The sequence below is a fragment of the Streptomyces sp. NPDC058469 genome (genome assembly GCF_042721125.1).
In the GTDB taxonomy this organism is placed as follows: domain Bacteria; phylum Actinomycetota; class Actinomycetes; order Streptomycetales; family Streptomycetaceae; genus Streptomyces.
Map to the genome: position 1 here is coordinate 46,314 of NZ_JBHXME010000027.1, position 23,475 is coordinate 69,788.

Here is a 23,475-nt window from a genome sequence, read left to right on the forward strand (position 1 = left end):
GTGGGGCGCCCCCGCCTCGCTCTGGCGTGAGGCGGGGGCGCTGCGCCTACGGTGACGGCGAGGTGGCCTGCTGCGGCCCGGACAGCGTGAGCCTGGTACCCGGACCGTCGCCGGACGTCGCCTTCAGCGGGTGGGCGGCCCCTCCGTCCGCGATCCACACCTCCGGAACCCCGGCGAGCAGCGCTTCGCGAGCCGCGACCAGCTTGACGGTCATACCGCCCGTCACCCACTCAGGCACCGGTCGGCCCGCCGCGGGCACCGTGTACGTGTCCAGCACGCTGGCAGGATCCGCGGGATCCGTCAGCACCCCGGGCGCCCCGGTGAGGAAGACCAGGGTTCGCGCCCGCAGTGCCCCGGCGATTGCCGCTGCGGCCCGGTCGGCATTGGTGTTGACCGGTTCCCCGTCCTCCGCGATCGCCGGCGGCGACACCACCGGTACGACCCCCGTGGCGAGCAGGTCGAGCAGCAGCCGCGTGTTCACCTCGGTGATCCGGCCGCTGCGGTCGTCCCGGATGATGGTGACACGCCCGTCGACCACCGCCCGTACCGCCTTCTTGCGCCGCGCACGCAGCAGCCCGGCGTCGAGTCCGGTCAGTCCCACGGCGCGGACGTCGTGCCGGTCCAGCGCGGCGACGAGCGAGGGTTTGACCCGGCCGCTGAGGGCCAGGGTGAGCACGTCCAGCGTGGCAGCATCGGTGTAGCGGGTCACCACACCGTCGGGTGCGGTGAGGTGGCGCAGCCGTACACCGAGTTGTTCCGCGAGGCGGCTCATCTCGGCGGAACCACCGTGGACCAGGACCACGTTGCGGCCGGCCGAGGTCAGCTCGGCGACGTCCTCGCAGAGCCGGTCGACGTCCACTGCCCCGCTGCCCCCGCACTTGACCACCACGATGCCCGGCACGCCGGACGGGCCCGCGCTCACAGCGGGTGCAGCCCGGGGAACTCCAGCCCCAGGCGCTCCGGCCAGCCCTGTCTGATGTTGAGGCACTGCACGGCGTTGCCGGCCGCTCCCTTCATCAGGTTGTCGAGCGCCGCGACGGCGATGACCTCACCGCGGTCGGCGTCGAGGGCGAAACCCACGTCGCAGAAGTTGGACCCGCTGAGGATCTTCGGCTCGGGCAGCCGGTGGAGACCGCGCCGCTGAGCCACCACGCGGACGAACGGTTCCTCGCCGTAGCAGTCGCGATAGACACGGCGCAGGTCGTTCTCGCCGACGTCGGTCTCGAGGGTGGCCCGGCACAGTACCTGGGCGCCGCGCACGGCCTCCACACCAGTCGCACTCATCCGCACGGTCAGCCCGGTGGCCTGTGCCACCTCCGCCTCGTGGCGATGGCCGGTGGGGGCGAACACCCGCATGGCGCCACTGCGTTCGGCGTGCAGGTTCATCGGTCCGGCCCCCGCCCCCGAACCGCTCGACCCGATACGACCGTCCACCGTTGCCGTGTCCCCGATCAGCCCCGCCGCCGCCAGGGGATACAGCGCCAGCACGGCGGCGTTCGCCATGCAGCCGGGCACGCTGATCCGGTCGGCGCCGACGAGATCCTTGCGATGCCGTTCGGGCCAGCCGGTCACGAACTTGGTGAGCAGCTCCGGGGCGGTGTGCCGGGCGCCGTAGTAGTGCTCGTACACCGCCGGATCGTGCAAGCGGAAGTCGGCACTGAGGTCGATCAGGCACACGGACCGGTCGGCCCAGTGGGCCACCATGCCCATGGTCTCGCGGTGCGGGGCGGCGAGGAACACCACATCGCAGTCCGCCGCGTCCTCCGACGTCGTGAAGGTCAGGTCGGTCAGACCGCGCAGGTTGGGGTGGGCTCCGTCGACGCGCCGCCGCGCCAGGCTGCGTGAGACCGGCGCCACCAGCTCCAGGCGCGGGTGACCGAGCAGGAGCCGGCACAGTTCTCCTCCGATGTAGCCGCTCGCGCCGATGATGGCCGCCCGGATCACGCGACCCCGAGTCTCATTCACCCCAGTCCTCTTCGACCTCGGGGGCGACCGCCAGGACGACCGGTTCGAGGCTGAGGATCTCCAGCTCGCTGCGGCAGTCGCCGCACTCGACGATCTCGTTCTGCCGGGGCACGGCATCCAGTGCGACGTCGCTCTCGCAGCTCGGGCACGTGGCTGTGGCCATGTCACCTTCTCCTTGTGTTGTGGTTGTCCGTTCTGGCGGGCTTGAGCAGGCTCAGCGCCTCCGCCACGATGCGGTCGACCGTGACGCCGGCGTCGGCCAGCAGGTCGCGTTCGTCGCCGACGGTGTCGAGGTAGCGGTCCGGGATCCCCAGGCGGCGGACCCGGCAGGGATGTTCGGCGCTCACCACCTCGCTCACCGCACCACCGAGGCCGCCGACGACGAGGTGGTCCTCGACAGTGACGATGCCGGCGGTCTCCTGCGCGGCGCGCAGCAGCGCGACCTGGTCGAGGGGCTTGACGGTGTGCATGTTCACCACCCGGGCCGCGATGCCCCGGTCCGCGAGCACCTCCCGCGCGCCGAGTGCGTAGTGGACCGGCAGGGGGCCGGTCGCGACGACGGTCAGGTCGTCGCCGTCAGCCAGTTGTACGGAGGCGCCGATGCGGAAGTCGTACGGCTCGGGGTAGATCCGTGGTGTGGCGTTGCGGCCGAGCCGGATGTACACCGGGCCCGGATGGTGGGCGGCGGCCCGCACGGCGAGGGCCGTCTCACCGGCGTCGGCCGGTACGAGGACGGTCAGGTGGGGCAGCGTCCGCAGGATGGCGAGGTCCTGGATGGCGTGGTGCGATGGGCCATAGTGGCCGGCGGAGACGCCGCCGTGGGTGGCGATCACGCGCACGGGCAGGTTGTTGCCCGCCACGTCGAGTTTCAGCTGCTCGCAGGCGCGGGTGGTGGCGAAGGCGCTCATCGTGTGGGCGAACGGGATCAGTCCGGTGGCCGCGAGTCCGGCGGACATCCCGAACAGGTTCGCCTCGGCGATGCCGACGTTGACGTACTGGGCGGGCAGTTCGGCCGCGAAGCCGTCCTCGAACCCTCCGGTGTCGGAGTCGACGCAGAAGATCCGCTTGTCCCGGCGGGCCAGCTCGAGGAGGGTACGGCGCTGGACGTCCCGGGCCGAGTCCGCGTAGAGCTCGGCCCACGCGTCCTGGGCGAACAACTGGCCTTCCTGGGCCGTTGTCACGCCGGGTTCCTTCGTCGGGCGCGCAGCCCGGCCAGCGCCCGCTCGTGCAGTCGCGGGTTGAGCCGTACGTAATGGCTCTTCTTGCGGTCTTCGAAGATCGGCACTCCACGGCCTTTCGTGGTCCTGGCGATGACGACGGTGGGCCGGCCCGGTGCGGCCGGCAGCGTCCCGAGCACGGACCGCAGCGCGTCGAGGTCGTGCCCGTCGGTCTCGACGACCGACCAGCCGAAACTGCGCCAGCGGTCGGCGAGCGGTTCGAGTCCCAGGGATTCCTCGGTGCGGCCGCTGATCTGCCAGCCGTTGCGGTCGACGAGTGCGGTCAGGTTGTCCAGGCCGAAGTGGGCCGCGGCCATGATGGCCTCCCAGTTGGAGCCCTCCTGCAGCTCGCCGTCGCCGAGCAGGACGAACGCGCGGTTGCTCCTGCCGGTGCGGGCCGCGGCCAGAGCCACTCCGGCGGCGAGCGACAGCCCATGACCGAGTGATCCGGTCGGGAACTCCACGCCGGGCACACGTCGCAGCGGGTGTCCGGCCAGTCGGCTGTGCCGCTGTGCGTACGTGCGGCACTCCTCGGGCGGGAAGTAGCCGTGCTCGGCCAGTACCGCGTACAGCGCGGCGGCGGCGTGGCCCTTGCTCAGCACGAACCAGTCGCGGTCGGCCCAGTCGGGCTCGTCGGGTCGTGCCCGCAGCACCGCTCCGTACAGGACGGTGAGCAGATCGACGGCAGAGAGGCTGCCGCCCACGTGGGTGCCGTGTTCGGTCGCACCCATCGCGAGTACGGCCTCGCGGGCGCGGTGGGCACGGTCGGCCAGTTCCCCGGTGCTGATTCCGGTGCGCGTCATGCGGGCGCTGCCACTGTGCCGGTCCGCCGCCACAACGGCTCGTACGTCATCGACCGGGCTACGGGCAGCAGTACGTCCAGGTGGCCCCACACCTTCTCGAACGCGTCGGCGCAGCGCTCCAGGAGTGGCCCCGCGGCCGGGTTGAGATGCCACCGCTGCATGGTCAGGGAGTCCTCGATCAGGGCCAGCGTGGCGGGGTGGTCATCGGGGTGGTAGGGCCGCTCCCGCGGCAGGGTGGCGCGCAGCGCGGGCTGGGCAGGCAGGGGCAGCGACTGGTACGGCCGCACGGGCACGCCCTCTGCGCGCAGCGCCCGCTGCAGCACGGTCCGCAGGGCTCCGGGGTGGACGTCCGGGCAGCCCATTTTCTGATGGTCGAAGCGCAGCCGCAGCTGGAACCAGGCGTGGGTTCGGTCGTCCGGGCAGTGGGGTGTCACCAGCCCGTCGAGTTCCGCGAGCCGCCCGAGGAACCCGCGCACGTTGCGGCCGCGCTGCTCGTGCCGCTCGGTGAGCCGGGAGAGCTGGCCGCGGGTGAAGGCGGCCTGGATGCTGCTGAGTTTGGCGTTGCCGGCGACCACCCGCGAGAGGTAGGCGCGCTCCCCGCGCCCGTTCAGGTCCTCGCCGAACTGCCGGTGCAGCAAGACGCGTTCGTACACGGCCTTGTCGCCCGTGGTGAGCAGACCGCCCTCGCCGCTCGTGGGCAGATTCTTGGAGGCGTTGAGGCTGAACGCGGCCACGTCCCCGAGGGCGCCGGCCTGCCTGCCGCGGTAGGTCGCGCCGTGGGCCTGTGCCGCGTCTTCCACGAGGACCAGCCCGTGGCGGTCGGCAAGGGTGCGCAGGGCGTCCATGTCGCAGGGCAGTCCGTGCAGATGGACCGCGAGGATGGCCTGCGTCCGGGGTGTGATCGCGGCGGCTGCGGCGACCGGGTCCATGGTGTACGTGACGGGGTCGATGTCCACGAACACCGGGACCAGCCCACGTAATATGGGGGCGGACGCCGTGGCGATGAAGGAGAAGGCGGGCACGAGGACTTCGGCGCCGGGTTCCAGTTCCGAGGCGACGAGTGCCAGCTCGATGGCCGCGGTCCCGGATGACAGGGCCGCGCAATGGCGTACACCGGTGTAATCCGCCCACTCCTGTTCCAGCAGTTGCACCTCGCCGTGTTCCACCGACGTGAGGCGGCCACTGTCCAGAACCCGCAGGACCGCCTCACGCTCGGTGTCGGTGATGATGGGCCAGGCCGTTTGGGTGGAGGTACCGGCCCTGGCCTCCACAGTGCGGGTCCCGCCGAACATCGCCAGCCGTGACGTGGCCATCAGTTCCTCACCAGTCGCTGAATCAGGTAGTCCACGTAGCGGCCGGCCAAGTCCACGTCGAGGACTTCCGCGGCGCCGCGGAACTGCGGTGTGTGGTTGACCTCGTTGACGAGCAGTCGGCCGTCTCTGTCCTCGAGTACGTCGATTCCGTAGACCCCGGGTGAGATCGCGACCGCGGTGGCCGTCACGAGGGTCACGAGGTCCGGGCTGAGCGGACACGGCAGGGTCCGTGCGTCGCGGGCCGTGTTGGTGCGCCAGGACTCGGAGACGCGGTAGACGGCGCCGACCACCTCTGTGCCGAAGACGAGTGCTCTGATGTCTCGTCCGGGCTTGTCCACGTACTCCTGTATGTAGGTGATCCGCTGATGCGGGTCGGGCAGTGCCTCGCGTAGTTCGAGGACGGCGTCGGCGGCGTCCCGGTCGGTCAGCTTCGCCACCTGCCGGCCCCAGGAGCCCGTCAGGGGCTTGACGACCGCCGGGTAGCCGAAGTCCTCGAGAGCGTCTACGGCCGCCTGCGGGGTTGCGGTGACCAGGCAGCGAGGGACGGGCAGTCCGGCGGCCTGGAGAGTGAGCGTGGTGAGGAGCTTGTCGCCGCACAGGGCGATCGCCTGGGCGCTGTTGACCACGGTCACCCCCGCGTGCCCGAGGATGCGCGCCACCGTGAGGTTCCGGTGGTGCGACACCTCCCGGGCGAGCGCCACCGACCAGGGCGCATGGGGCCGGTCCAGGTGGAAGACCGCCGTGCGCGGATCGAGTACGTCGTACGGGACGCGGCGCCGGTCGAGTTCGTCGAGGATGCGTTTCTCCTCGACGGCGATCCGGGACGCGATCACGGCCAGGCGCGGTGGAAGGTCGCGTGTGGCTTTCTCCGGTGTGCGCAGGTCGCCCTTCGCGGTCACAGGGCCTTCTCCCGGTCGGCGCCGGCGTTGCGGGGCGCGGGTCCACCGCGGGCCGGACCGACGGCCAACTCCTGGACGGCCGCGGTCAGTACCTCGATCGCGGTCATGTATTCGGCCAGGTCCACGTGCTCCTCGTCCGTGTGGTCCAGACGGGAGTCGCCGGGGCCGTAGGCGGCGATGGGAACGTTCCACGCAGGGCCGACGACGTTCATGTCGGAGGTGCCGAGTTTGACCTTGGCGGTCGGCACCCCGGCATGCCGTCGGATCCCCGCCCGCAGCGCGGACACCACCGGGTCGGTGCGCGGCGAACGGACCGCCGGGAGGCTCTCGGTGACGGTGAGCGTGTCGGATCCGGCCAGTTCGCGCAGCCAGTCCAGGAACCCGTTCCGGTCGAAACCGATCGGGACGCGGCAGGAGATCTCGACTCTGGCGTGAGTGAGGTCGCCGTCGAGCGCGACCAGAGCGGGGATCGCCCGGTCGAAGGCGGGTCGTGTGCCGCCGTGCGCCGCGAGCCGTCGGCGTACGGTCTCCCAGTATCCGGCCGCGACCTCCACCGCTCGCGGCCCGGGTGAGCTGGTGTGTGAGCCGGGGCGGGAGACGTCGACAGTCCAGCGCACTATGCCCTTGTAGCCGAGGACGACGGTGCTCAGGCCGCTCGGTTCGCCGATGACGACCGCGTCCGGCCGGATCGCGCCGCGCAGATGGTGTGCGCCGGGTGAGGAGCCCTCCTCGCCGACGGCGCCGACCACCATGATGCGGGCGTCGCAGCGTGCGGAGGCGCGCAGTGCCGCCCAGACCATGGCCGCGAGTGGGCCCTTGGCATCCACGGTGCCGCGGCCGTACAGCTTGCCGTCGCGTTCGTGGACGGGCAGTTCGCCGGGCACCGTATCGAGGTGGCCGAGGAGCAGAATCAGCGGCCCGTCAAGGTCGCCCAGCTCACCGACCGCGTTACCGGCGGCGTCACGGTGGGCACGGAAGCCCAGTGCGGCCATGTCGTCGACGAGTTGACGGGCGAGCCGGTCCTCGTGGCCGGTGACCGACGCGGTCTCGACCATGCGCCGCAGCAGTACCGTCTCGTCGTGTCCGCGCACGCCTCAGGCCCGCACTGTGTGCGCGCTGGGTTCCTGAAGGGCGCGGCTGGGCGTGCCACGTGGACACCCGAGTGCCAGTGGTCCCCGCTGTCCGTGGCCGCGCCGACAGGGCACATGCCCTGCGGCGACCGGCCGGTACCACCCCGGACGGTCGTTCATTGGATTGTTCCCCCGTGTTGTCCGACACCCGGTTTCCGTGATGTTGTGCGCGGTTCCCGGGGCTATCGTCTGCCCGTGACGCTAAGGGGAGAGCATCGAATCGGTCAAGACATGATCGCCTGTGTCGTCTTCCCATCAACTTCCCATCAACTCCCCTGAGATTGGCGGGATTTGATCGGAGACCACCGTGGGACCGTGAATGGCCGACTAAACCTCTCGAATCAGCGGCCCGCCATCCGTCCACGGCCCCTGAATGCGCTCCGCATCGGTCGTCCGATGAACGGATTCTTGCCGCCGCTGCCGTCTGCCACTGGGTTCCCGCCCGGAATCGCCGAATACACAGACCGGCGGTTCCGGCCATGTTCCGCGACTGTCAGGACCCGTGCCGCGGCGGTCGTCGGCAACGGCTGCCACCTGTACGTCCACACTCGCCAGCCAGACCTCTGCGGTGAGGTCGCATGTCGTCCTCGGGCTCGCACTCGCGAAGGATCAAAGGTCAAGGGTGTAGTGTTCCGCGGCCCTTGAACGACCGACTTCCTCAGCGCTCATGGGGCTGCCGAACGCCTCCCCGGAGGTTCTGGTCGTAGGGGTTCGTAGTGGCCGGTGTTTGCCTGCCTCGTCGTACCAGGTGGCCCAATGGAAGATCGTCCGATCAGCGGTTGCCTGGTGCGCAACGGGCCTTCAGGCAACCGACTTCAGGCTCTAGAAGAACCCAAGTTTCTGAGGACTGTAAGAACAAAGAATGTTCTTGGTCTGCTGGTGGTGCACGGGGCACACGTCGCCGGTCGGCGCACATCGTGCCTCCCCGCACTCGGGGGCGGTTCGCCGGCCCGGGAATGGGTCCGGATCTTGATCGTGGGCGCTTCCTTGGCGTCGCCGCGTTTCGCCTGTGCGCGGACGAACGCGAGCGAACCCACCGCTCTAACAACTCGCCGGATACGGGTGTTGGATGCGGTCAGCGCCCTCGTACGCCTACTCCGGGACGGTGAACCAGACCGGGCTCTGGCCTTGTTGGAGCGTGTGCGCAGGATCGATCCCTACATCGAGGCCGTCTATCGCGACATCGCCCGCTTCCAGGCCCACCTCGGCCGGCACGATGCTGTCCCTGGGGGAGTGACAGTGGCGGAACCAGGTAGCGGTGGGGTTCACGCACTGAGCCTCCGTCAAATTGAGGTCGCAGTTCAAAGGGCTGGTGGACGGGCACGTGAACGGGCTGGCGGTGATACTGATCCCGCACCGCGGGACGGGGGTTGTGGACTTCGAACGGGCCGCTGAGGTCATGTCCGCGATGTCGGGGGAGCCAGAATCGCCCAACTACCCGCGCCCGCGCCGAGGTTGTGACAGCCCTGTGACTGGAATTATGGCCTCCGTCACAGGTGCGGGGTTCACGCGCTGATCAGATGACCGGATGCGCAGACCTGCCCCCCTCCGCCCGGCTCTCGGCCGCACCGTCCCCTTCGTGTCGGCTCTCGCGGCGACCGCTCTGCTGCTCACGGCCTGCGGGACGGAGCGCGACGGCGCCGGTAACGCCGGTGCGGCCGAGCCGTCGTCCCGTACGCAGGTCGCCGATCCGGGCAAGGACGGCGTACGGGTCATCTCGCTGACCCTCCCGTCGTCTTCGCCCTCGCCGACCCGCAGCCACTCCGTCTCCGCCGACGGCCTCACCAGGGACTCGGGGATCGTTGCCGCCTACGAAGTCACCAACAAGGGCACCGAGACCCTGACCTACTCGGTCATCATCACCTTCATGAGCGCCGACGGCGGGGCTATGGCCAACCAGACCGCGACCGTCCGCGACGTCGGCCCAGGAAAGACCGTACGGGGCACGGTCGGGGCCGGGGAACTGCCGCCCACCACGCCGCGGGTGACGCAGGCCAAGGTGCTCGAAGTGACCAAGGTCCCCGCGGGCGAGGCGCCGGCCGCACCGGGCACGTGCCCCGCCTCCGGGATCCGGGTAAGCGCCGACAAGGGCGACGCGGCCATGGGACTGCGCGTGGTGGGCCTGCATCTCGACAACTGCGGCACGCGCGACTACACCGTCGACGGCTACCCGCTTCTGGAGCTCCTGGACGACGACCTCAAACACGTCGACGGCGTCAAGATCCAGGACAGCGGCGGCGAGATCACCCCCGGCAGCTCGGACGACAAGCAGCAGCCCGGTCCCGTCACACTCAGGCCCGGCGAGTCGGCGACGGCCAGCCTGGTCTGGCGCAATACCACCGAGTTCGGCACGCCGGTGAACGTGCCCTATGTGCGAGTCCGGGCGAAGGCCGGTGCCGCCCCGGTGATCGTGACCCCGAACCTCGACCTCGGAACCACCGGACAGCTCGGGGTCACATCGTGGCAGCAGGCGGAGCACTGAGCGGACCCCGCGAAGTCGGCTGCTGATCCCCTGCTCGCGCGTGATGGTCACGAAGTCGCCCCGGGTGTCGGGAAGGGTCAGCAGTTGACTTCGTGTTATGTGCTTGGAGCAGCGTGACGGGGCGCAACCGGGGTGCCCCCGGTGGCCGTTGGGACTTTGTGACGTGCACCAAAGAGCACGCCGAGGACACCTGCCCTCTGGCCTACCCGTGCCGTCTGCCACCGTCCACGCACACCGTCACCACCTCGCCGGCCTGCTTCGGTGCCACCTAGAGCGTGTCTCTTTGATGGGTTGGTCAGTTGATCGGATGTGTCTGTCCGATTAGTGATTGCTACGGTCCAGCCGATGTCGTCGACGGCATCCGCTGCGGCGAGGACGGCGGTGAAGATCTTCTCCCACGTGCCGTCGACGGCCCACCTGATCAGCCGCTTATGGGTCGTCTGGAACGAGCCGAGCTCCTCGGGGAGGTCCCGCCAGGGCGAGTTGGCGCGGGTACTTCCACGCGATGGCCTCGAGCGTGCCGCGGTGATCGGCCCAGCGCCGTCCCCGGACCGGATCGGCCGGCATGAGCGGCTCGATCCGGGGTTTTCCCCATTTTTCAGGCGTAGGCGCTGGTGTTCGGGGATCCTGTCGAGGTACCTCTGAAAACCACTGTAAGGAGCCCCCTGGTGCGTCGCCCGACCCGGAAAGCCTTCGCCGCCCTCATCGCCGCAGCCGGCCTCGCCCTCGCCCTCCCCCTCCTCACCCCCACACCCGCCTCGGCTGCCACCGCCACCAGCCGCTTCGCGAACTACCGCTACGGTGACTGCCTGCGCGAGACCTCCGAAACCGGCCTCAAGGGCGACCGCTGCACCACCGGACGCGGTAGCCTCCTGTGGCAGTGGAACGGCCGCCTCAACACCAGCACCACTCTTAAGAACAACTTCTGGGGCCGCTGCCTCGACAGCAATGACCGGGGCGACGTCTACCCCCTGCGCTGTAACGGCGGCTCATACCAGAAGTGGCGCACCGTCCAGCCCGCCGCTCGCAGCGCCGTCATGCTCCAAAGCGTCGGCACGGGCCGCTGCCTCTACCAGCAGGACAACGGCTACTACCGCACTGCCCGCTGCGACCGAGGCGCCCAGAACCAGCGCTTCACCATCGGCTGAACGGATCTCCCGACCGCTTCAAGATGCCGCCGGGCGAGCAGCTCTTCTTTTACGCGAGGCCGGAAGGCGGCCCGTTGGCCGCGGTGGTGATGACCTTGAACGGGGTGTTGTTCCCGTCGCAGATCAGATGGTGTTTACTGCCCGTCTTTGCGCGGTCGACCGGTGAGGGGCCGGTCGCCTCGCCCCCTTTTTTTTGCGCGGATGTGGGAGGCATCCACGCAGGCCCGGGTCCAGTCCAGGGCGTCGGCCGCGTGCAGCTCGGCGAGCAGGATGCCATGCAGCGTCTCGAAGACGCCGGCCTCATGCCACCGACCTCAGGTTCTGTCTCTTTAGTTAGCGTCGTGCCCAGATGAGGATGGCGGCGAAGTGGAGTGCGGCCTGGTAGTCGATGGCGAGTTTGTCGCATCGTGTGGCCAGGCCGCGCGTACATCGGTGACGGCGCCAACCGGTGGGGGCTCGTGCACATCGACGACATGGCCACGCTCTACGTCGCCGCGCTCTCGGCGAAGGCGGGGTCGGTCTATATCGGGGTCGGCGAGAGCCACCCGACGATGAAGCAGGTCGCCGAAGCGGCGGCGCGCGGTGCCGGACTCGACGGCAAGACGGTCTCGATCACGCTGGAGCAGGCCCGTGCCGAGATGGGGCCCGTCGCGGACGCGTTCGCGCTGGACCAGCGCCTCACCTCGGCCAAGGCCCGCCGCGAGCTGGGCTGGGCACCGACGCACGGTGACCCGCTCGCCACCTTCGCGCGCGGCTGATCACCCGGAGGAACCGCATGGACGTCGACCTGCGCAAGCTTCGCTACTTCCTCGCGGTAGCCGAGGAACTCCACTTCGGACGCGCCGCGGAGCGCCTGCACATCACCCAACCCGTGCTCTCCCGCCAGATCCGGGTGCTCGAAGGCGAGCTGGGCTTGGACGTGTTCATGCGCGACCGCCGCGGCTCCGTGCTCACATCGGCAGGCGAACAACTCGTCCACGACGCCGGGCCCCTGCTGGCGAGCGCGGATGCACTGCTGCGGCGGGTACGCGCCGCAGGCGAGAGCGTCACCCGCTTCACGATCGGGTTCATGCCGGGAATCACGTTGACTCCTGTCGTTCGCCTGCTGCGCGAGCGCCACCCCGGGCTGGACGTGCGGATGCTGCGCACCGGCTGGCACGACCAGGTGGATGTGCTCCACGACGCCCGCGCGGATGTCGGCATCGTCCGGTTGCCGATCGACCCGGCAGGCCTGGAGATCAGGCCGCTCTACACCGAACCGCGCCTCGTCATGGTGGCCTCGTCCCATCGCCTCGCGGGCAAGGAAACCGTGCAGGTCGCCGACCTGGCGGCCGATCACCTCCTGCAGGACCCCGACGCCGTCCCCGAATGGCGCGATATCGCGGTGGAACTGCGAACCGGTGAGCGCCGCCCGGTGCCGGCGATCCACAGCGTCGAAGAGAAACTCGAACTCGTCGCCGGCGGACAAGGGATCGCCGTGATCCCAGCGTCCACCGCGAATTTCTACACCAGACCCGGCATCGAGGCGATCCCGGTCGAAGACCTCGGCCCCAACCATGTCGCGGCGGCCTGGCCCACCGGGCGAACCACCGGCCTGGTCCAGGAGTTCGTCGACGCCGCCTCCGCCCTGCTGCCCGAACAAGAGGCCTGCGCGAGCCGCCTCGCAACGGGGGCAGGGGCATCGAGTCCTGATGGGCCGTGATTGAAGCTTGGCGTCATTTTTCCGAGGCCTGGTTGCGTCAAATGCATCATGAAGGCCGTGTCTCGACCATGGCCATGCCTCGACGCGAAAGACATCAGCTCACGGCATTTCAACTGTGCTGCATCCCTGCCCTGGAGCGGCAACGCTGAAGAAGTTCAATGACGTTCAACGATTCGCATCTGCTGCACGCCGACGTTCCCCGGCTCGATCGAGTAGGCCGAGAATGAGTCTCGGCCCACAAGGCCAAGTCGGCCGCTCCGGAGAGTAACTCCCTTACAGGCAACGACAGTTCGTATGTTGCGCGGCATGGGAATGAGGATTCACGACTGCGCGTGACTGGTTCTCTTTGCTCCAGGCGTCGAGGCGTCCGGTTCGGTGGGCTGTCCTGAAGGAGGCGTTGACGCGGATGTCGACGGCCCCGGCGAGGCTGGTGCAGTGGGCGCGGATCCTGGTGCTGGCGGCGGAGGGCGTGTCCAACACGGACATTGCCGCCCGGCTGGGGACCTCGCGTCCGACCGTGCTGAAGTGGCGTGACCGCTACCAGGTTTCGGGGATCGTCGCGCTCGGGGACCTGCCGCGTCCGGGCCGGCCGGCAACGATGGAGGAGGGGGCTGTGCTGGTGGCAACGCTGGCCGACAGCGGTCGCCCGCCGGCCGGTCTGGGGGTGACGCACTGGTCGTCGCGGCTGCTGGGCGCAGAGCTGGGGCTGTCCTTCTCCGCGGTGGCCAAGGTCTGGCGCAAGTGGGGCCTGCAGCCGCACCGGGTGGAGACCTTCAAGTTCTCCACCGATCCCGAGCTGGAGTGGAAGATCCGTGACGTCGTCGGGCTGTATCTGGCTCCGCCGGAGAAAGCGGTCGTGGTCTGCGTGGACGAAAAGACCCAGATCCAGGCACTGGACCGCACCGCCCCGATGCTGCCGCTGCGGCCGGGCCTGCCCGAGCGGCAGACCCACGACTACAAACGCAACGGCACGACCTCGCTGTTCGCCGCCCTGGAAGTCGCCACCGGGAGAATCAGCGCCGACGCCTGCTTCGAGCGGCACCACAACAAGGAGTTCCTGGCCTACATCAAGCAGGTCGCCAAGGCCCATCCCCGGGTGAAACTGCACGTTGTGGTCGACGACTACGCCACCCGCAAGCATCCCAACGTCAAGGCGTGGCCGGCGAAGAACCCCCGGATCACCCTGCAGTTCACCTCACCTCCTGCTGGTGGCTGAACATGGTCGAGATCTTCTTCGGGATCATCACCCGGCAGGCCATATGGCGCGGCACCTTCGAGTCCGTCCACGACCTCAAGGCCGCCATGCGCGCCTTCATCGACGGCTACAACACCCGCTGCATGCCGTTCACCTGGACCAAGACAGCCGACCAGATCCTCGGCAAGATCAAGCGCAAACAGACTTCAAGCACGCGACACCAGCGGGGCGCCGACGCGTCACTGTGAGTCCCGCGAGAGCCGACGCACACCTGGCAGCCGTCCAGCCGACTGACCTCGCGCTCTACGAATTCCGTCACCCCGAGCACCGCATTTCGTCGGTTCCCCCCCCAGGGGCGGACGAAGACTTCCACGAAGACGACGTCGTCGCGGTGAACGGTGCCGAGGCGACGTCCTGTTAGATCAGCACTCCGGAATGGCCCCGGCATGGAACGCCGCGTTGCCGTCCACGTACGCCCCGTACGTCCATCCGGTGACGAATAGTTCCTGCCCGGTGCTGGCGTTGTAACGCTCCGACAGCGTGTGGTACCAGACGTTTCCGCCGCCGATGTTGTCTCCGCGGTCCCAGCAGTCGGCGATGATCGCGTCCCCGAGTCCCATGTCCGGGACTCCGACCTTGCCGCTGGCCGTGTGGGGGGCGTTGTAGACGCCCAATCCGGTGTTCGAGGTGACGTGGATCAACGCGACCGCGGCGGATGCGCTGCCGGTGGCCACCACCAGCCCGCCGACGCTCAGGGCCGCGACTGTTGCCACCATGGCGCCACGTCGCCGTAACTTGCTTCTCATTTCATGCCTCCTGGTCACTGTCGTCAGTGCATTGCTCTGCAGAGAGTGCAGGGGAGGGCCTGCTGTGTCATGCATGGGTCCGCTCAGCGGAACGCCAACGCGGTCCTGTCATGGCGGGATGGACCCTGGCTACGCAACTGAGGTGTTCAGGCCGTGCGGGCAGGGAGGCAGCGTGGCATGCGGGGGTCCCCAAAGGCGCCGCGCACGAGCCGCGCGCGGCGACCCGGATGACAATCGGATCCTCGACAAGATCAAGCGTAAACAGACTTCAAGGACGCGACAGCAGCTCCTTGCGGACGTTCAGGAGGAAGTTCCTGGTGTGAAGCGCTCCGGGTCTGATGGAGGCTCCGGACTGTCCGGAGTTGGGTGGAGTCGAGTTGCTTGGTTTCACGCTACTGGTGGGGTGCGGAGTTCGTAATCGACCGGACTGAGCATGCCCAGTGCGGAGTGTCTGCGCTGTCGGTTGTGGAAGATTTCCAGGTACTCGAAGAGCGCGGTGGACAGCTCCAGCCGGGTGCGCCACCGTCCGCGGTCGAGGAGTCCGACCTGGACCCGGGCCCAGAAGGATTCCATCATCGCGTTGTCCACGCAGTCCACGCTGGAGCCCATCGAGGGCAGCAGGCCTTCGCGCTCCAGGCGCAGCAGCGCTTCGCGGACCGGGCCGCGACTCACCCGCAGCACCGTCGCCAGCTCGACCTCGCGCAGCGGCGCACCGGGTGCGTAGACACCGGCGTAGATCGCTTCTCGCACGCGGTCGGCGACCTCATCGGCCATCCCGCGTCGTCGCGCCGGGGGGAGATCGTTGATTTCATCAATGTCCTAATGTTAACATGCAGACATGACTCGAATCCCACGGTTTCATCTCGCTATTCCTGTCGATGACCTGGCGGCTGCCACACGTTTCTATGGCGACGTGCTGGCCTGCGAGCGGGGGCGCAGCAGCGACCTGTGGATTGATTGGAACTTGCGCGGTCACCAGCTGGTCACGCATCTCGCGCCTGCCGCGCCGCGTGCCGCGAATCCGGTCGACGGTCATGACGTCCCTGTTCCCCACTTCGGGCTGTTGCTGACGGTGCCGGAGTTCCACGCCTTGGCCGAGCGGCTCCGTACCGCTGACACGGCGTTCGTCATCGAGCCCTACCTACGCTTCGCCGGCCGGCCGGGCGAGCAGTGGACGATGTTCCTCACCGACCCGGCCGGCAACGCGCTCGAGTTCAAAGCCTTCGCTGAGGACGCCGACGTCTTCGCGACCTCGGTCTGAAAGGGGAATCGGACGATGCGCATCGCAGCCGCCCAGGCCCGCCCATACTGGCTCGACCCGTCCGCCACCACGAAGAAGGTCATCGCCTGGATGGAGAACGCGGCCGCCCAGCAGGTGGAGCTCCTCGCGTTCCCCGAGACGTTCCTGTCCGGATACCCCTCGTGGCTGGAGCACACCGGTGGGGCCAGGTTCGACGACGCAATGCAGAAACGGGCGTACGCGGCCTACCTTGATGCGGCGGTCGAGGTGACCGGTCGGGAAATCCTGCTCATCACCGAGGCGGCACGCGATCTCGGCATCTTCGTGTACCTGGGCACCATCGAGCGCGACGTCACGGTCGGGCGCGGCACGGTGTTCTGCACGCTGGTCGCCATCGACCCGCACGCCGGCGTCGTCGGTACCCACCGCAAGCTCATGCCGACTTATGAGGAGCGGCTGGTGTGGGGCATCGGCGACGGTAACGGGCTACGGGTGCACCAGGCGGGCGCGGCGCGGGTCGGCGGGCTGAACTGCTGGGAGAACTGGATGCCGCAGGCCCGCCACGCGCTCTACGCCCAGGGTGAGGAGCTGCACGTGAGCGTGTGGCCGGGCAACCCGCGGAACACCGTCGACATCACCCGGTTCATCGCGCGGGAGGGGCGAGTGTTCTCCCTGGCCGCCAACGGCCTGCTCGGGCTGGCGGACATCCCTGCGGACTTCCCGCTCCGTGCCGCGCTGGAAGAAGCCGGAGTCACCGAATACTGCCGCGGTGGCTCCGCGCTGGCCGCCCCCGACGGCAGATGGCTGGTGGAGCCACTGGCTGACGAAGAGCGGCTGATCGTCGCCGACATCGACCTCGCCGAAGTGCGCGCGGAGCGCCTCACCATGGACCCGACCGGGCACTACAGCCGACCCGACGTCTTCACCGTGGACGTGGACCGGCGTCGCCGCGCGGCGTCGCGGTTCCAGGACTGACCCGTATCGCGCAACGACAGGCACCAAGGGGCGCGGCGGCCGCACGGCGAGTACCAAAGCCTTGGTCTCTTTGGTGTCTGGGCCATGCCCCTTTTCTATCTATGGCGCCCGGTTCGGCGCCGGCTGCGGTGAGTTCTGCGAAATCTGAGCCGCTACCAGAGCTGCCGAATGCCGACGGTGGTCGGCGAATAGTTGCAGCGCGCGTTCTTCGTCGCGTGCGACAAGCACGTCGGCGAGTTCGCGGTGCTCGGTGGCGACGTGCCTGGCGTACTCGTCGTCGCTGATGCCGAGGCGGATCAGCAGGAACAGATGGACCTGGGAGCGGACGGCACGCCATGCCTCTTCGAGGCGCCGGTGGTGCGCGGCGGCGAAGACGGCATCATGGAAGTCCAGATCCTGCTGGACGGTGGTGTGCTTGTCCGCGGCGCCGTCCATCCGATCGGCCGCGGCGCGAACAGCCTGCAGTTCGGCGTCCGTGGCGTGGCGGATCAGACGCTGGACGGCCAGCTCCTCCAGCACCTCCCGCAAGCTGTAAAGCTCGTCGGCGTCCTCGGCCGACAGCGTGGTGACGGTGGTGCCGCGGTGCCACTCGCTGCTTACCAGGCCTTCGCGCTCCAGGCGCAGCAGCGCTTCGCGGACCGGGCCGCGACTCACCCGCAGCACCGTCGCCAGCTCGACCTCGCGCAGCGGCGCACCGGGTGCGTAGACACCGGCGTAGATCGCTTCTCGCACGCGGTCGGCGACCTCATCGGCCATCCCGCGTCGTCGCGCCGGGGGGAGATCATTGATTTCATCCATGTCCTAATGTTAACATGCGGACATGACTCGAATCCCACGGTTTCATCTCGCTGTGGTCGGACGTCTGGCGAGAGCCATCCTGGCGGCATCGATGGTGGCCGGGTTGTGCGCCGCCGGTGTTCCTGCCGCGTCGGCGAACACATCGACCGCCGCGTCACGACGCCCGAGCGGCGTGAACCCGGTCGTCCTCTTTCCGGCCTACACCTACAACCGCCTCCAGGTCGATGTCGCGGGGCAGCGGACCGACCCGGCCTGCCCGTCATCCGGCCGGTTCGAGATCCTGGCCGGCGACACCGCACAGTCCGCGTTCAGCTCCGTCTGCCGAGACGAACTCCTCACCCTGCGCTACAACCCGGATCACGGCGTACCGTTCGCCCGGCGGTTCACCGAGCAGCCTGGCGTGACGACGTCCATCCCCGGCTACGGCTCGACCCGCAGCGCACCCTTCTACGAGCCGCTCTACACCACGTTGGAGAAGGCCGGATACGTCCGGGACCGAAGCATCCGAGTGGCCGGCTATGACTTCCGGCTGGCGCCGGACCAGGGCGACTTCCTGCAGCGGACCGTCCGACTGATCGAGCAGACCTCGCGTGCCAATGGCGATCGCCCAGTGCAGTTGGTGGGCCACTCCAACGGCCCGCTCTACATCCAGTACCTGCTGACGCACGTCCCGGACTGGTGGAAGCTCCGGTACGTCCACGGCTTCACCGCGCTCGCGGGCAACTTCCCCGGGCAGGGTGTGCTGTACCCGGTGCTCTTCACCGGCCTTGACCTCACCGACTTCTCGTTTCCGGTGACGGCCGCCAAGGCCACCAGTTCGGCCCGCATGCTGCGCACCGCACCGTCCACCTACATGAGCGCCTCCGACCCGCGGGTGTTCGGACGCCGCGAGGTCGTCGTCTACGACAAGTCGACCGGCCGCTCGTATACGCCGAAGGACTGGCCCCGACTCCTCGCGGACGCCGGCGAGCCAGTGCTCGCGGAGATCGCGGCGCACTACATCGGGTTCGTCCGGTTCACCGATCCGGCGCACTTCCCGGACGTCGACGTGTACGCCGAGAAGGGATCCGGCATCGCGACGGTGGTCGGCGCGCGCGTGGCGAGTCTACGAATCGGTCAGGTGGTGAACCCCGACACCGACCTGGTCACCCGCGACGGGGACATCAACCAGGAGGACATCACCAACGAGGCGGTCGCGGTCTGGGCAGGGATGCGCCACCATCACTTCTCGCTCACGGACAACCCGGGGGTCAACCACTTCCAACTTCCCTCGAACCCCGGAGTCCTCCAACGGCTCGTAGCGGCGGCAGCGGCACCGCGCACCCGCTGACCCGGTACTGGGAGCGCTTGGACGACCCGAACACCTTGACCAACCTCGCCGAGCACACGGGATCAGCCTGACTGGACGCCTGCAACCGCGACGACGAGTAGGACGGCTGCGTGGCGCGCAGCGACCAACAGACGGCACGCCTTGTCCGATCCAGGTTGTGGGTGCTGAACGACCAAAATTATCCAGATCAGGACAAGGCGTGCCGGGAGCCGGTTTATGGAAGCAAGCCCTGGGACTGTCCAGGACCACCATCGAGCGTGGCGACGCCCAACAGGACACCAACACCACCGGCGACGATGACAAACGGTTGGTGATCCATGTCCGGCCGACCCGCAGCGCCCGATACGGCGTCATCGTCGCGTTGGTGCCCTGGGCACGCGACGACGCCGGACACACCCTGGCCTTCGACGACCAGGTCGCCTGGCTGGCCACCCACACCACGAAATCCACCGTGCCACGGCTGATGCGCATCGCCTGGCGCACCGTCGACGCGATCATCGCCCGGATCCGGGCTGGTGTGGAAGCCACCACCGACCGCTTCGCCGACCTGCGCCGCATCGGCATCGACGAAATCTCCTACAAACGCGGGCACCGGTACCTCACCGTCCTGGTCGACCACGACACCCGCCGACTACTCCGGTCCGCCGACGGCCGCAACGCCCGCACCCTGCGCACGTTCTTCGACATCCTCGGACTCGAACGCGGCCCCGAACTCACCTGAGCGTCGCCCCGGGAGTCGTTGCGTCGCGGCCCGGGCGGGAACGGAACGCCTCTGACCAGGCATAGTCAACCATCAAGATCATCGCTAGCCCCGTTTTCGTGGATCTTGCTGGTCACGGGCCGATCACTACAGGGAAAGCGGCAAGCCGGCGTCCTCGCCGCCCGCGGTCAACCGCACCCGGCTCACCTGTTCGACCAGGGCATCGACCCGGATCCCCGCCATCACACGCCGAACGAGCGCAGCGGGCGCAGGCCGTGTTCGTCGAGTTTGGCCCGTTCCGCCTCCACGTCGACGCTGATCGTGCCGAAGAAGTTGACATTCTCGCTGTGCGCCGGCGAAATGTGCGCCAGCAGTTCGTCCGGGATGTCCCGGCCGTCAGCGCCCAGCCGGTCGACGGCCATCGCGTAATACTCCGTCGACCAGGTGATCACGGCATTGGTCAGCACGGTCAGGCACCATGCCTGCTCGGTCTGCTGCTCCAACTGCCGGCGGCGCACAGTGCCGTGGTTGGCGTAGCGCAGGTCACGGCGCAGCGCGTGCAGCGACTCGCCCTTGTTGAGCTGCCAGGAGATCTTGCGCCGGTACACCGGATCCGACAGGTACTTCGCCGAGTGGATCGTGCGCCGCAGCGTCCCCCACTCCTTCAGCGCGGTGGCCAGGGTGTTCTGCCTTGATGCCGCCGACCACTTCCCGACGATCAGCGACGCAGTGGCCTGTCCGAACTTCAGCGACCCGGCCATCCGCAGCAGATCCGGCCACACCTCGATGATCAAGTCTTGGTCGAGGCGGTCGGTCAGCAGCGGCCCGGCGTGCGGATAGCGGGCGTTGACCGCTGTCGGGGTGTCGTCGCGGCACAGGGTGACCTTCCCCAGATCCCGGATCCGCGGGGTGAGCGCCTTCCCGACCAGGTCGAACAACGCGAAGTTGATCAGCGTGACGACGCCGTGGGTGTCCGTGGCGTGCTCGGCGATCGGCAGATCGGTGGCGTTACCCAGGAAGTCGTCCAGCACGTAATGCGCCTCACGGGTGGACGGGTGCCGTCTGCCCGGCCGACTTCCATACGTGTTGGCGCACTTGGGAACGGGCGCTGCGGATCGCGTTCAAGGCGTGCCGGCCGCCCGCTGCGAGCGTGTCGATCAGCCGGGAGACTGTCGGGTCCGAGGCCACCGGCCCGAACACGGCCGGCTCGGCCCGCAGCATGCCGCCGTCGGCCAGGCAGTCGCCACCGAGGCGACCGCGAGCGCCACGTCCAGCAGGATCTTGCCGGGATCGTGTACCGCCCTCGGCTTGCGCCAGGGTGTCGGAGCCGCAGATATCGCAGTATCCAGGCCCGTCTTGCGGACCGTCTCCACCAACAGCACGACCCCGGCCTGCGAGACCACTCCACGACCGTTGCCCTCAACGCGGACACGCGGGTACGACCCGATACGTTTCTTCAGCTGAGAAGTGCTTCTTTCCACGGCACGATCTGGACCCTCGACAAGTCCTATCGTTCCAGGTCAGGAGCGCTTCTCGCGTTTGTGATCAAGCCTCGGACAGACCACCTCATGAAAGCCCGAGGCCAGACCGTCTCATCCATGATGATCCAGAACTGCGGAGGCGGCGGATCTTGCCGTGTGAGCAGCGCCTGGCGTTCCATGCGTAGAGCGACGCGCCGCTCCAGCTCCGCCGACTTCGGGCGGGGTGGTTGAGGGACACCACTGCCTGTGCATAGTCCTCGGTCTGGAGCAGGCCTGGGACGACGTGGGGTTCGTAGCTACGGATGTGGGTCGCCGGGTACCCGATGGCGGACCGGGACCCGCTCCCGCGCCGGGTGACGCCGGTCGGCGACGCCGCCCATCCCATGTACCCCGTGGGCATGAACGGCGGCTCCCAGCCGATCGTCGACGCGCGCGTCCTGGCCTGACGCTCTCGCGGCACGACGATCCGGTACGGGCCCTGGAGTGGTACGAGAACCTGCGCCGGGAACGGCTGAACCAACTGGTGCTGGCCACCCGTGAGTTGGGCCCGGAGGAGATCATCGCCATGGCCGAGGAGATTGGGCGGCCCGGTGCCCGCGGAGCACGCGACGGCTGTGTCCCAGCGGTACAAGAAGCTCGCCGGGTGCACGACCGCCGTGCTCAACTCCAGGGATTCCTGGTCGGTTTCACCGGTTGGCCCGTGAGAGGCGCGGTCGGCGCCACGCCGATCAGTGTGCCTCCTCGTGGCGTCGTAGCGGAGCCGGAGCGTTCCCGCCGCCCGACGTGGTGGTGCCGCGCGCGGCGGCGCGGGCCGGGCCGTCGGGGATCGTGAAGGCGAAGACGGCGGTCGCCGCGGCGAGGGCGGCCAGGGTCAAGTAGGCGTGCTGGTAGGCGGAGACGGGCGGATTCGCCGCGGCTGCCGTGGGGGTGCTCAGGACCAGGGCCGTGGTCACCGCCGCCGGCGCGAAGGCGCCACTGGTCTGCCGTACGACCGTGTTGAGCGTGGACGCCTGGGCCAGGTCCTTGCGGGAGAGGGTCGCCAGCGAGGCCACCGTGGTCGGCATGAAGACGCCGCCCATGCCGATGCCGAGCAGGAACATGTAGCCGCGGAAGGTCCACAGGCCGGTGTCCTGGTCGCAGGTGGCGAGGAGCAGCAGGACCGCGCTCACCATGGCGAGGCCCGAGCCGATGATGATCCGGGGGCCGACCCTGGAGTAGAGGATCCCGGCGATCTGGACGGTGAGCAGGACGCCGAAGGCCTCGGGGAAGGTGCTCGTGCCGGACTCCAGCGCGGAACGGCCCTGCCCCTGCTGGAGGAAGAGCGGGCCGAGATACATCGCGCCGAGGATCGGCACCAGGCCCACCAGATTGATCAGGTTGGTGTCCCGGAAGAGCCGGTCCGCGAAGAGCCGGAGCTTCAACAGCGGTTCGGTGACGCGCAGTTCGAAGACGATGGCGGCGGTGAGCAGGACCGCGCCCAGGACGAGGGCGGTGACGACGGAGGGGGAGGACCAGCCGCGGTTGGGGCCCTCGCAGACGCCGAACATCACGCCGCCCAGAGCCGCCGCGCTCAGCAGCAGCCCGGTGAGGTCGAAACGGCCGGGCCGGTGGCCGTGGTGCCCGGCGAGGAACAGCGCCCCGAACACGACGGCGGGCAGGCCCAGCGGCAGGTTGACGTAGAACACCCAGCGCCAGGACAGGTGGTCGACCAGCAGGCCGCCGAGCATGGGGGCGGCGGCCGGGGCTATCTGCTGCGGGATGATCATGTACCGCGAAATCCGCACCTGCTCCCAGGAGTTGAAGGTGCTGAAGAGCAGTGAGGAAGCGGCGGGGAAGAGCAATCCGGCGGACAGGCCCTGCACCGCGCGGGAGGCGACGAGCTGACCGAGGCCGGCCGCCGCGCCGCACAGCAGTGACGAGACGAGGAAGGCGCCGAGGGCGGTGAGCAGCACGCGCTTGGCGCCGAACCGTTCGACCAGCCAGGCGGAGGCGGGTATGGCCATGGCCAGGCAGACCGGATAGACCACGACCACCCCGTCCAGGGCGGCCGTCGTCAGCTGGAACTGGCGGGCGATCGACGGGAGCGCGACGGTCGTGATCGCTCCGTCGACGATGGCTATGAACGTCACGCAGACGCACATGACGGGGACGACGAGACGCTGGCCGGGGCGGCGGAGCCGCAGCCGTCGGAGGTCTCGGGGGTGAAGGCGAAGGGCGAGGGGGACGGGAGGGCGTCGGAACGGCAGCACATGCTGAGCATACTCACTATGTGAGTGCTCATTGGTACCGCC

22 protein-coding genes and 6 pseudogenes are annotated in these 23,475 nt (G+C 68.8%); 10 read left to right on the plus strand and 18 right to left on the minus strand.

The features are described from left to right. Positions 1–46 precede the first annotated feature (46 nt). The 9 genes from ACFWP5_RS15415 to ACFWP5_RS15455 all read right to left on the minus strand — a co-directional run bounded on the left by ACFWP5_RS15415 (position 47) and on the right by ACFWP5_RS15455 (position 8,596). A complete protein-coding gene (locus ACFWP5_RS15415) occupies positions 47–922 on the minus strand; it encodes a [LysW]-aminoadipate kinase (protein ID WP_384155443.1) in 876 nt (291 codons plus the stop codon). Then, positions 919–1,944 carry an N-acetyl-gamma-glutamyl-phosphate reductase gene (argC, locus tag ACFWP5_RS15420; RefSeq protein WP_384155445.1) on the minus strand — a complete coding sequence of 342 codons (1,026 nt, stop codon included), beginning with the start codon at positions 1,942–1,944 and terminating at the stop codon, positions 919–921. Before argC ends, ACFWP5_RS15415 begins: the two co-directional genes overlap by 4 nt. A 13-nt stretch (positions 1,945–1,957) precedes the next feature. Then, the gene (locus ACFWP5_RS15425) at positions 1,958–2,128 is read right to left on the minus strand and encodes a lysine biosynthesis protein LysW (protein ID WP_384155448.1); all 171 of its coding nucleotides are present in this window, start codon (positions 2,126–2,128) and stop codon (positions 1,958–1,960) included. A 1-nt stretch (position 2,129) separates the two neighbouring features. Then, positions 2,130–3,146: a transketolase family protein gene (locus ACFWP5_RS15430; RefSeq protein ID WP_384155451.1), complete on the minus strand. Its 1,017-nt coding sequence runs from the start codon at positions 3,144–3,146 to the stop codon at positions 2,130–2,132. Continuing rightward, complete coding sequence (locus ACFWP5_RS15435; protein ID WP_384155454.1) at positions 3,143–3,985, minus strand: transketolase; 843 nt, start codon at positions 3,983–3,985, stop codon at positions 3,143–3,145. The genes ACFWP5_RS15430 and ACFWP5_RS15435 overlap by 4 nt, the downstream gene beginning before the upstream one ends. Beyond that, positions 3,982–5,298, minus strand: coding sequence for a DegT/DnrJ/EryC1/StrS family aminotransferase (locus tag ACFWP5_RS15440; RefSeq protein WP_384155457.1), 1,317 nt, complete (start codon positions 5,296–5,298; stop codon positions 3,982–3,984). Before ACFWP5_RS15440 ends, ACFWP5_RS15435 begins: the two co-directional genes overlap by 4 nt. Beyond that, complete coding sequence (lysX, locus tag ACFWP5_RS15445) at positions 5,298–6,197, minus strand: lysine biosynthesis protein LysX (protein WP_384155460.1); 900 nt, start codon at positions 6,195–6,197, stop codon at positions 5,298–5,300. The genes ACFWP5_RS15440 and lysX overlap by 1 nt, the downstream gene beginning before the upstream one ends. After that, positions 6,194–7,288, minus strand: coding sequence for a M20/M25/M40 family metallo-hydrolase (locus tag ACFWP5_RS15450; protein WP_384155464.1), 1,095 nt, complete (start codon positions 7,286–7,288; stop codon positions 6,194–6,196). Before ACFWP5_RS15450 ends, lysX begins: the two co-directional genes overlap by 4 nt. Before the next feature lie 1,131 nt (positions 7,289–8,419). Beyond that, complete coding sequence (locus ACFWP5_RS15455) at positions 8,420–8,596, minus strand: hypothetical protein (protein WP_384155467.1); 177 nt, start codon at positions 8,594–8,596, stop codon at positions 8,420–8,422. A 259-nt stretch (positions 8,597–8,855) separates the two neighbouring features. Here ACFWP5_RS15455 and ACFWP5_RS15460 point away from each other — a divergent pair, with 259 nt between their 5' ends. Continuing rightward, positions 8,856–9,809 (plus strand): DUF4232 domain-containing protein, encoded by a 954-nt coding sequence (locus tag ACFWP5_RS15460; RefSeq protein WP_384155470.1) that lies wholly within the window; start codon positions 8,856–8,858, stop codon positions 9,807–9,809. 331 nt (positions 9,810–10,140) lie between these two features. Here ACFWP5_RS15460 and ACFWP5_RS15465 read toward each other — a convergent pair. Beyond that, a pseudogene (locus ACFWP5_RS15465) lies at positions 10,141–10,376 on the minus strand (transposase); the annotation flags it as partial. Positions 10,377–10,477: 101 nt separating this feature from the next. Here ACFWP5_RS15465 and ACFWP5_RS15470 point away from each other — a divergent pair. Then, complete coding sequence (locus tag ACFWP5_RS15470; RefSeq protein WP_384155473.1) at positions 10,478–10,957, plus strand: hypothetical protein; 480 nt, start codon at positions 10,478–10,480, stop codon at positions 10,955–10,957. 73 nt (positions 10,958–11,030) lie between these two features. On the opposite strand, the pseudogene ACFWP5_RS15475 reads toward ACFWP5_RS15470, so the two are convergent. Beyond that, positions 11,031–11,265: pseudogene (locus ACFWP5_RS15475) on the minus strand (IS5/IS1182 family transposase); the annotation flags it as partial. Between the two features lie 150 nt (positions 11,266–11,415). On the opposite strand from ACFWP5_RS15475, the gene ACFWP5_RS15480 reads away from it, so the two are divergent. The 3 genes and pseudogenes from ACFWP5_RS15480 to ACFWP5_RS15490 all read left to right on the plus strand — a co-directional run bounded on the left by ACFWP5_RS15480 (position 11,416) and on the right by ACFWP5_RS15490 (position 14,102). Continuing rightward, positions 11,416–11,715 (plus strand): hypothetical protein, encoded by a 300-nt coding sequence (locus ACFWP5_RS15480; protein WP_384155476.1) that lies wholly within the window; start codon positions 11,416–11,418, stop codon positions 11,713–11,715. 17 nt (positions 11,716–11,732) lie between these two features. Then, entirely contained in the window at positions 11,733–12,659 is a 927-nt protein-coding gene (locus ACFWP5_RS15485; RefSeq protein ID WP_384155479.1) for a LysR family transcriptional regulator, read from the plus strand. 346 nt (positions 12,660–13,005) lie between these two features. Continuing rightward, a pseudogene (locus tag ACFWP5_RS15490) lies at positions 13,006–14,102 on the plus strand (IS630 family transposase). Between the two features lie 174 nt (positions 14,103–14,276). Here the strand turns inward: ACFWP5_RS15490 and ACFWP5_RS15495 are convergent. Next, a complete protein-coding gene (locus ACFWP5_RS15495) occupies positions 14,277–14,660 on the minus strand; it encodes a hypothetical protein (RefSeq protein WP_384155482.1) in 384 nt (127 codons plus the stop codon). Positions 14,661–15,047: 387 nt separating this feature from the next. Then, positions 15,048–15,434: a GntR family transcriptional regulator gene (locus ACFWP5_RS15500; RefSeq protein ID WP_384155485.1), complete on the minus strand. Its 387-nt coding sequence runs from the start codon at positions 15,432–15,434 to the stop codon at positions 15,048–15,050. Positions 15,435–15,498: 64 nt separating this feature from the next. Between ACFWP5_RS15500 and ACFWP5_RS15505 the strand changes: the two genes are divergently transcribed. After that, positions 15,499–15,921: a VOC family protein gene (locus ACFWP5_RS15505; protein ID WP_384155488.1), complete on the plus strand. Its 423-nt coding sequence runs from the start codon at positions 15,499–15,501 to the stop codon at positions 15,919–15,921. 15 nt (positions 15,922–15,936) lie between these two features. After that, on the plus strand, positions 15,937–16,875 hold the full coding sequence (locus ACFWP5_RS15510) for a carbon-nitrogen hydrolase family protein (protein ID WP_384155491.1): 939 nt from the start codon (positions 15,937–15,939) through the stop codon (positions 16,873–16,875). A gap of 99 nt (positions 16,876–16,974) precedes the next feature. Here the strand turns inward: ACFWP5_RS15510 and ACFWP5_RS15515 are convergent, their stop codons facing one another. Beyond that, positions 16,975–17,673: a GntR family transcriptional regulator gene (locus tag ACFWP5_RS15515; protein ID WP_384155494.1), complete on the minus strand. Its 699-nt coding sequence runs from the start codon at positions 17,671–17,673 to the stop codon at positions 16,975–16,977. A 22-nt stretch (positions 17,674–17,695) separates the two neighbouring features. On the opposite strand from ACFWP5_RS15515, the gene ACFWP5_RS15520 reads away from it, so the two are divergent. Next, complete coding sequence (locus tag ACFWP5_RS15520) at positions 17,696–19,003, plus strand: hypothetical protein (RefSeq protein ID WP_384155497.1); 1,308 nt, start codon at positions 17,696–17,698, stop codon at positions 19,001–19,003. Between the two features lie 199 nt (positions 19,004–19,202). After that, a pseudogene (locus ACFWP5_RS15525) lies at positions 19,203–19,721 on the plus strand (helix-turn-helix domain-containing protein); the annotation flags it as partial. 224 nt (positions 19,722–19,945) lie between these two features. On the opposite strand, the gene ACFWP5_RS15530 reads toward ACFWP5_RS15525, so the two are convergent. From ACFWP5_RS15530 to ACFWP5_RS15540, 3 genes and pseudogenes are all read right to left on the minus strand, one after another. Next, positions 19,946–20,734 carry a Tn3 family transposase gene (locus ACFWP5_RS15530; RefSeq protein WP_384155500.1) on the minus strand — a complete coding sequence of 263 codons (789 nt, stop codon included), beginning with the start codon at positions 20,732–20,734 and terminating at the stop codon, positions 19,946–19,948. Between the two features lie 22 nt (positions 20,735–20,756). After that, positions 20,757–21,163: pseudogene (locus ACFWP5_RS15535) on the minus strand (transposase); the annotation flags it as partial. Positions 21,164–21,279: 116 nt separating this feature from the next. Beyond that, positions 21,280–21,497, minus strand: a pseudogene (locus tag ACFWP5_RS15540) (Scr1 family TA system antitoxin-like transcriptional regulator); the annotation flags it as partial. 10 nt (positions 21,498–21,507) lie between these two features. On the opposite strand from ACFWP5_RS15540, the gene ACFWP5_RS15545 reads away from it, so the two are divergent. Then, the gene (locus ACFWP5_RS15545; protein WP_384155532.1) at positions 21,508–21,630 is read left to right on the plus strand and encodes a hypothetical protein; all 123 of its coding nucleotides are present in this window, start codon (positions 21,508–21,510) and stop codon (positions 21,628–21,630) included. 282 nt (positions 21,631–21,912) lie between these two features. On the opposite strand, the gene ACFWP5_RS15550 is transcribed toward ACFWP5_RS15545, so the two are convergent. Then, on the minus strand, positions 21,913–23,325 hold the full coding sequence (locus ACFWP5_RS15550; RefSeq protein WP_384155502.1) for a DHA2 family efflux MFS transporter permease subunit: 1,413 nt from the start codon (positions 23,323–23,325) through the stop codon (positions 21,913–21,915). Positions 23,326–23,475 lie beyond the last annotated feature (150 nt).

Excerpts from the sequence above, each read along its gene's own strand:
- ACFWP5_RS15425 (WP_384155448.1), bottom strand. The coding sequence starts at position 2,128 with ATGGCCACAGCCACGTGCCCGAGCTGCGAGAGCGACGTCGCACTGGAT.
- ACFWP5_RS15510 (WP_384155491.1), top strand. The coding sequence starts at position 15,937 with ATGCGCATCGCAGCCGCCCAGGCCCGCCCATACTGGCTCGACCCGTCC.
- ACFWP5_RS15550 (WP_384155502.1), bottom strand. The coding sequence starts at position 23,325 with ATGTGCGTCTGCGTGACGTTCATAGCCATCGTCGACGGAGCGATCACG.
- ACFWP5_RS15500 (WP_384155485.1), bottom strand. The coding sequence starts at position 15,434 with ATGGCCGATGAGGTCGCCGACCGCGTGCGAGAAGCGATCTACGCCGGT.
- ACFWP5_RS15495 (WP_384155482.1), bottom strand. The coding sequence starts at position 14,660 with ATGAGAAGCAAGTTACGGCGACGTGGCGCCATGGTGGCAACAGTCGCG.
- ACFWP5_RS15485 (WP_384155479.1), top strand. The coding sequence starts at position 11,733 with ATGGACGTCGACCTGCGCAAGCTTCGCTACTTCCTCGCGGTAGCCGAG.
- ACFWP5_RS15515 (WP_384155494.1), bottom strand. The coding sequence starts at position 17,673 with ATGGATGAAATCAATGATCTCCCCCCGGCGCGACGACGCGGGATGGCC.
- ACFWP5_RS15505 (WP_384155488.1), top strand. The coding sequence starts at position 15,499 with ATGACTCGAATCCCACGGTTTCATCTCGCTATTCCTGTCGATGACCTG.
- ACFWP5_RS15460 (WP_384155470.1), top strand. The coding sequence starts at position 8,856 with ATGCGCAGACCTGCCCCCCTCCGCCCGGCTCTCGGCCGCACCGTCCCC.
- ACFWP5_RS15440 (WP_384155457.1), bottom strand. The coding sequence starts at position 5,298 with ATGGCCACGTCACGGCTGGCGATGTTCGGCGGGACCCGCACTGTGGAG.
- ACFWP5_RS15520 (WP_384155497.1), top strand. The coding sequence starts at position 17,696 with ATGACTCGAATCCCACGGTTTCATCTCGCTGTGGTCGGACGTCTGGCG.
- ACFWP5_RS15435 (WP_384155454.1), bottom strand. The coding sequence starts at position 3,985 with ATGACGCGCACCGGAATCAGCACCGGGGAACTGGCCGACCGTGCCCAC.
- ACFWP5_RS15545 (WP_384155532.1), top strand. The coding sequence starts at position 21,508 with ATGGCGGACCGGGACCCGCTCCCGCGCCGGGTGACGCCGGTCGGCGAC.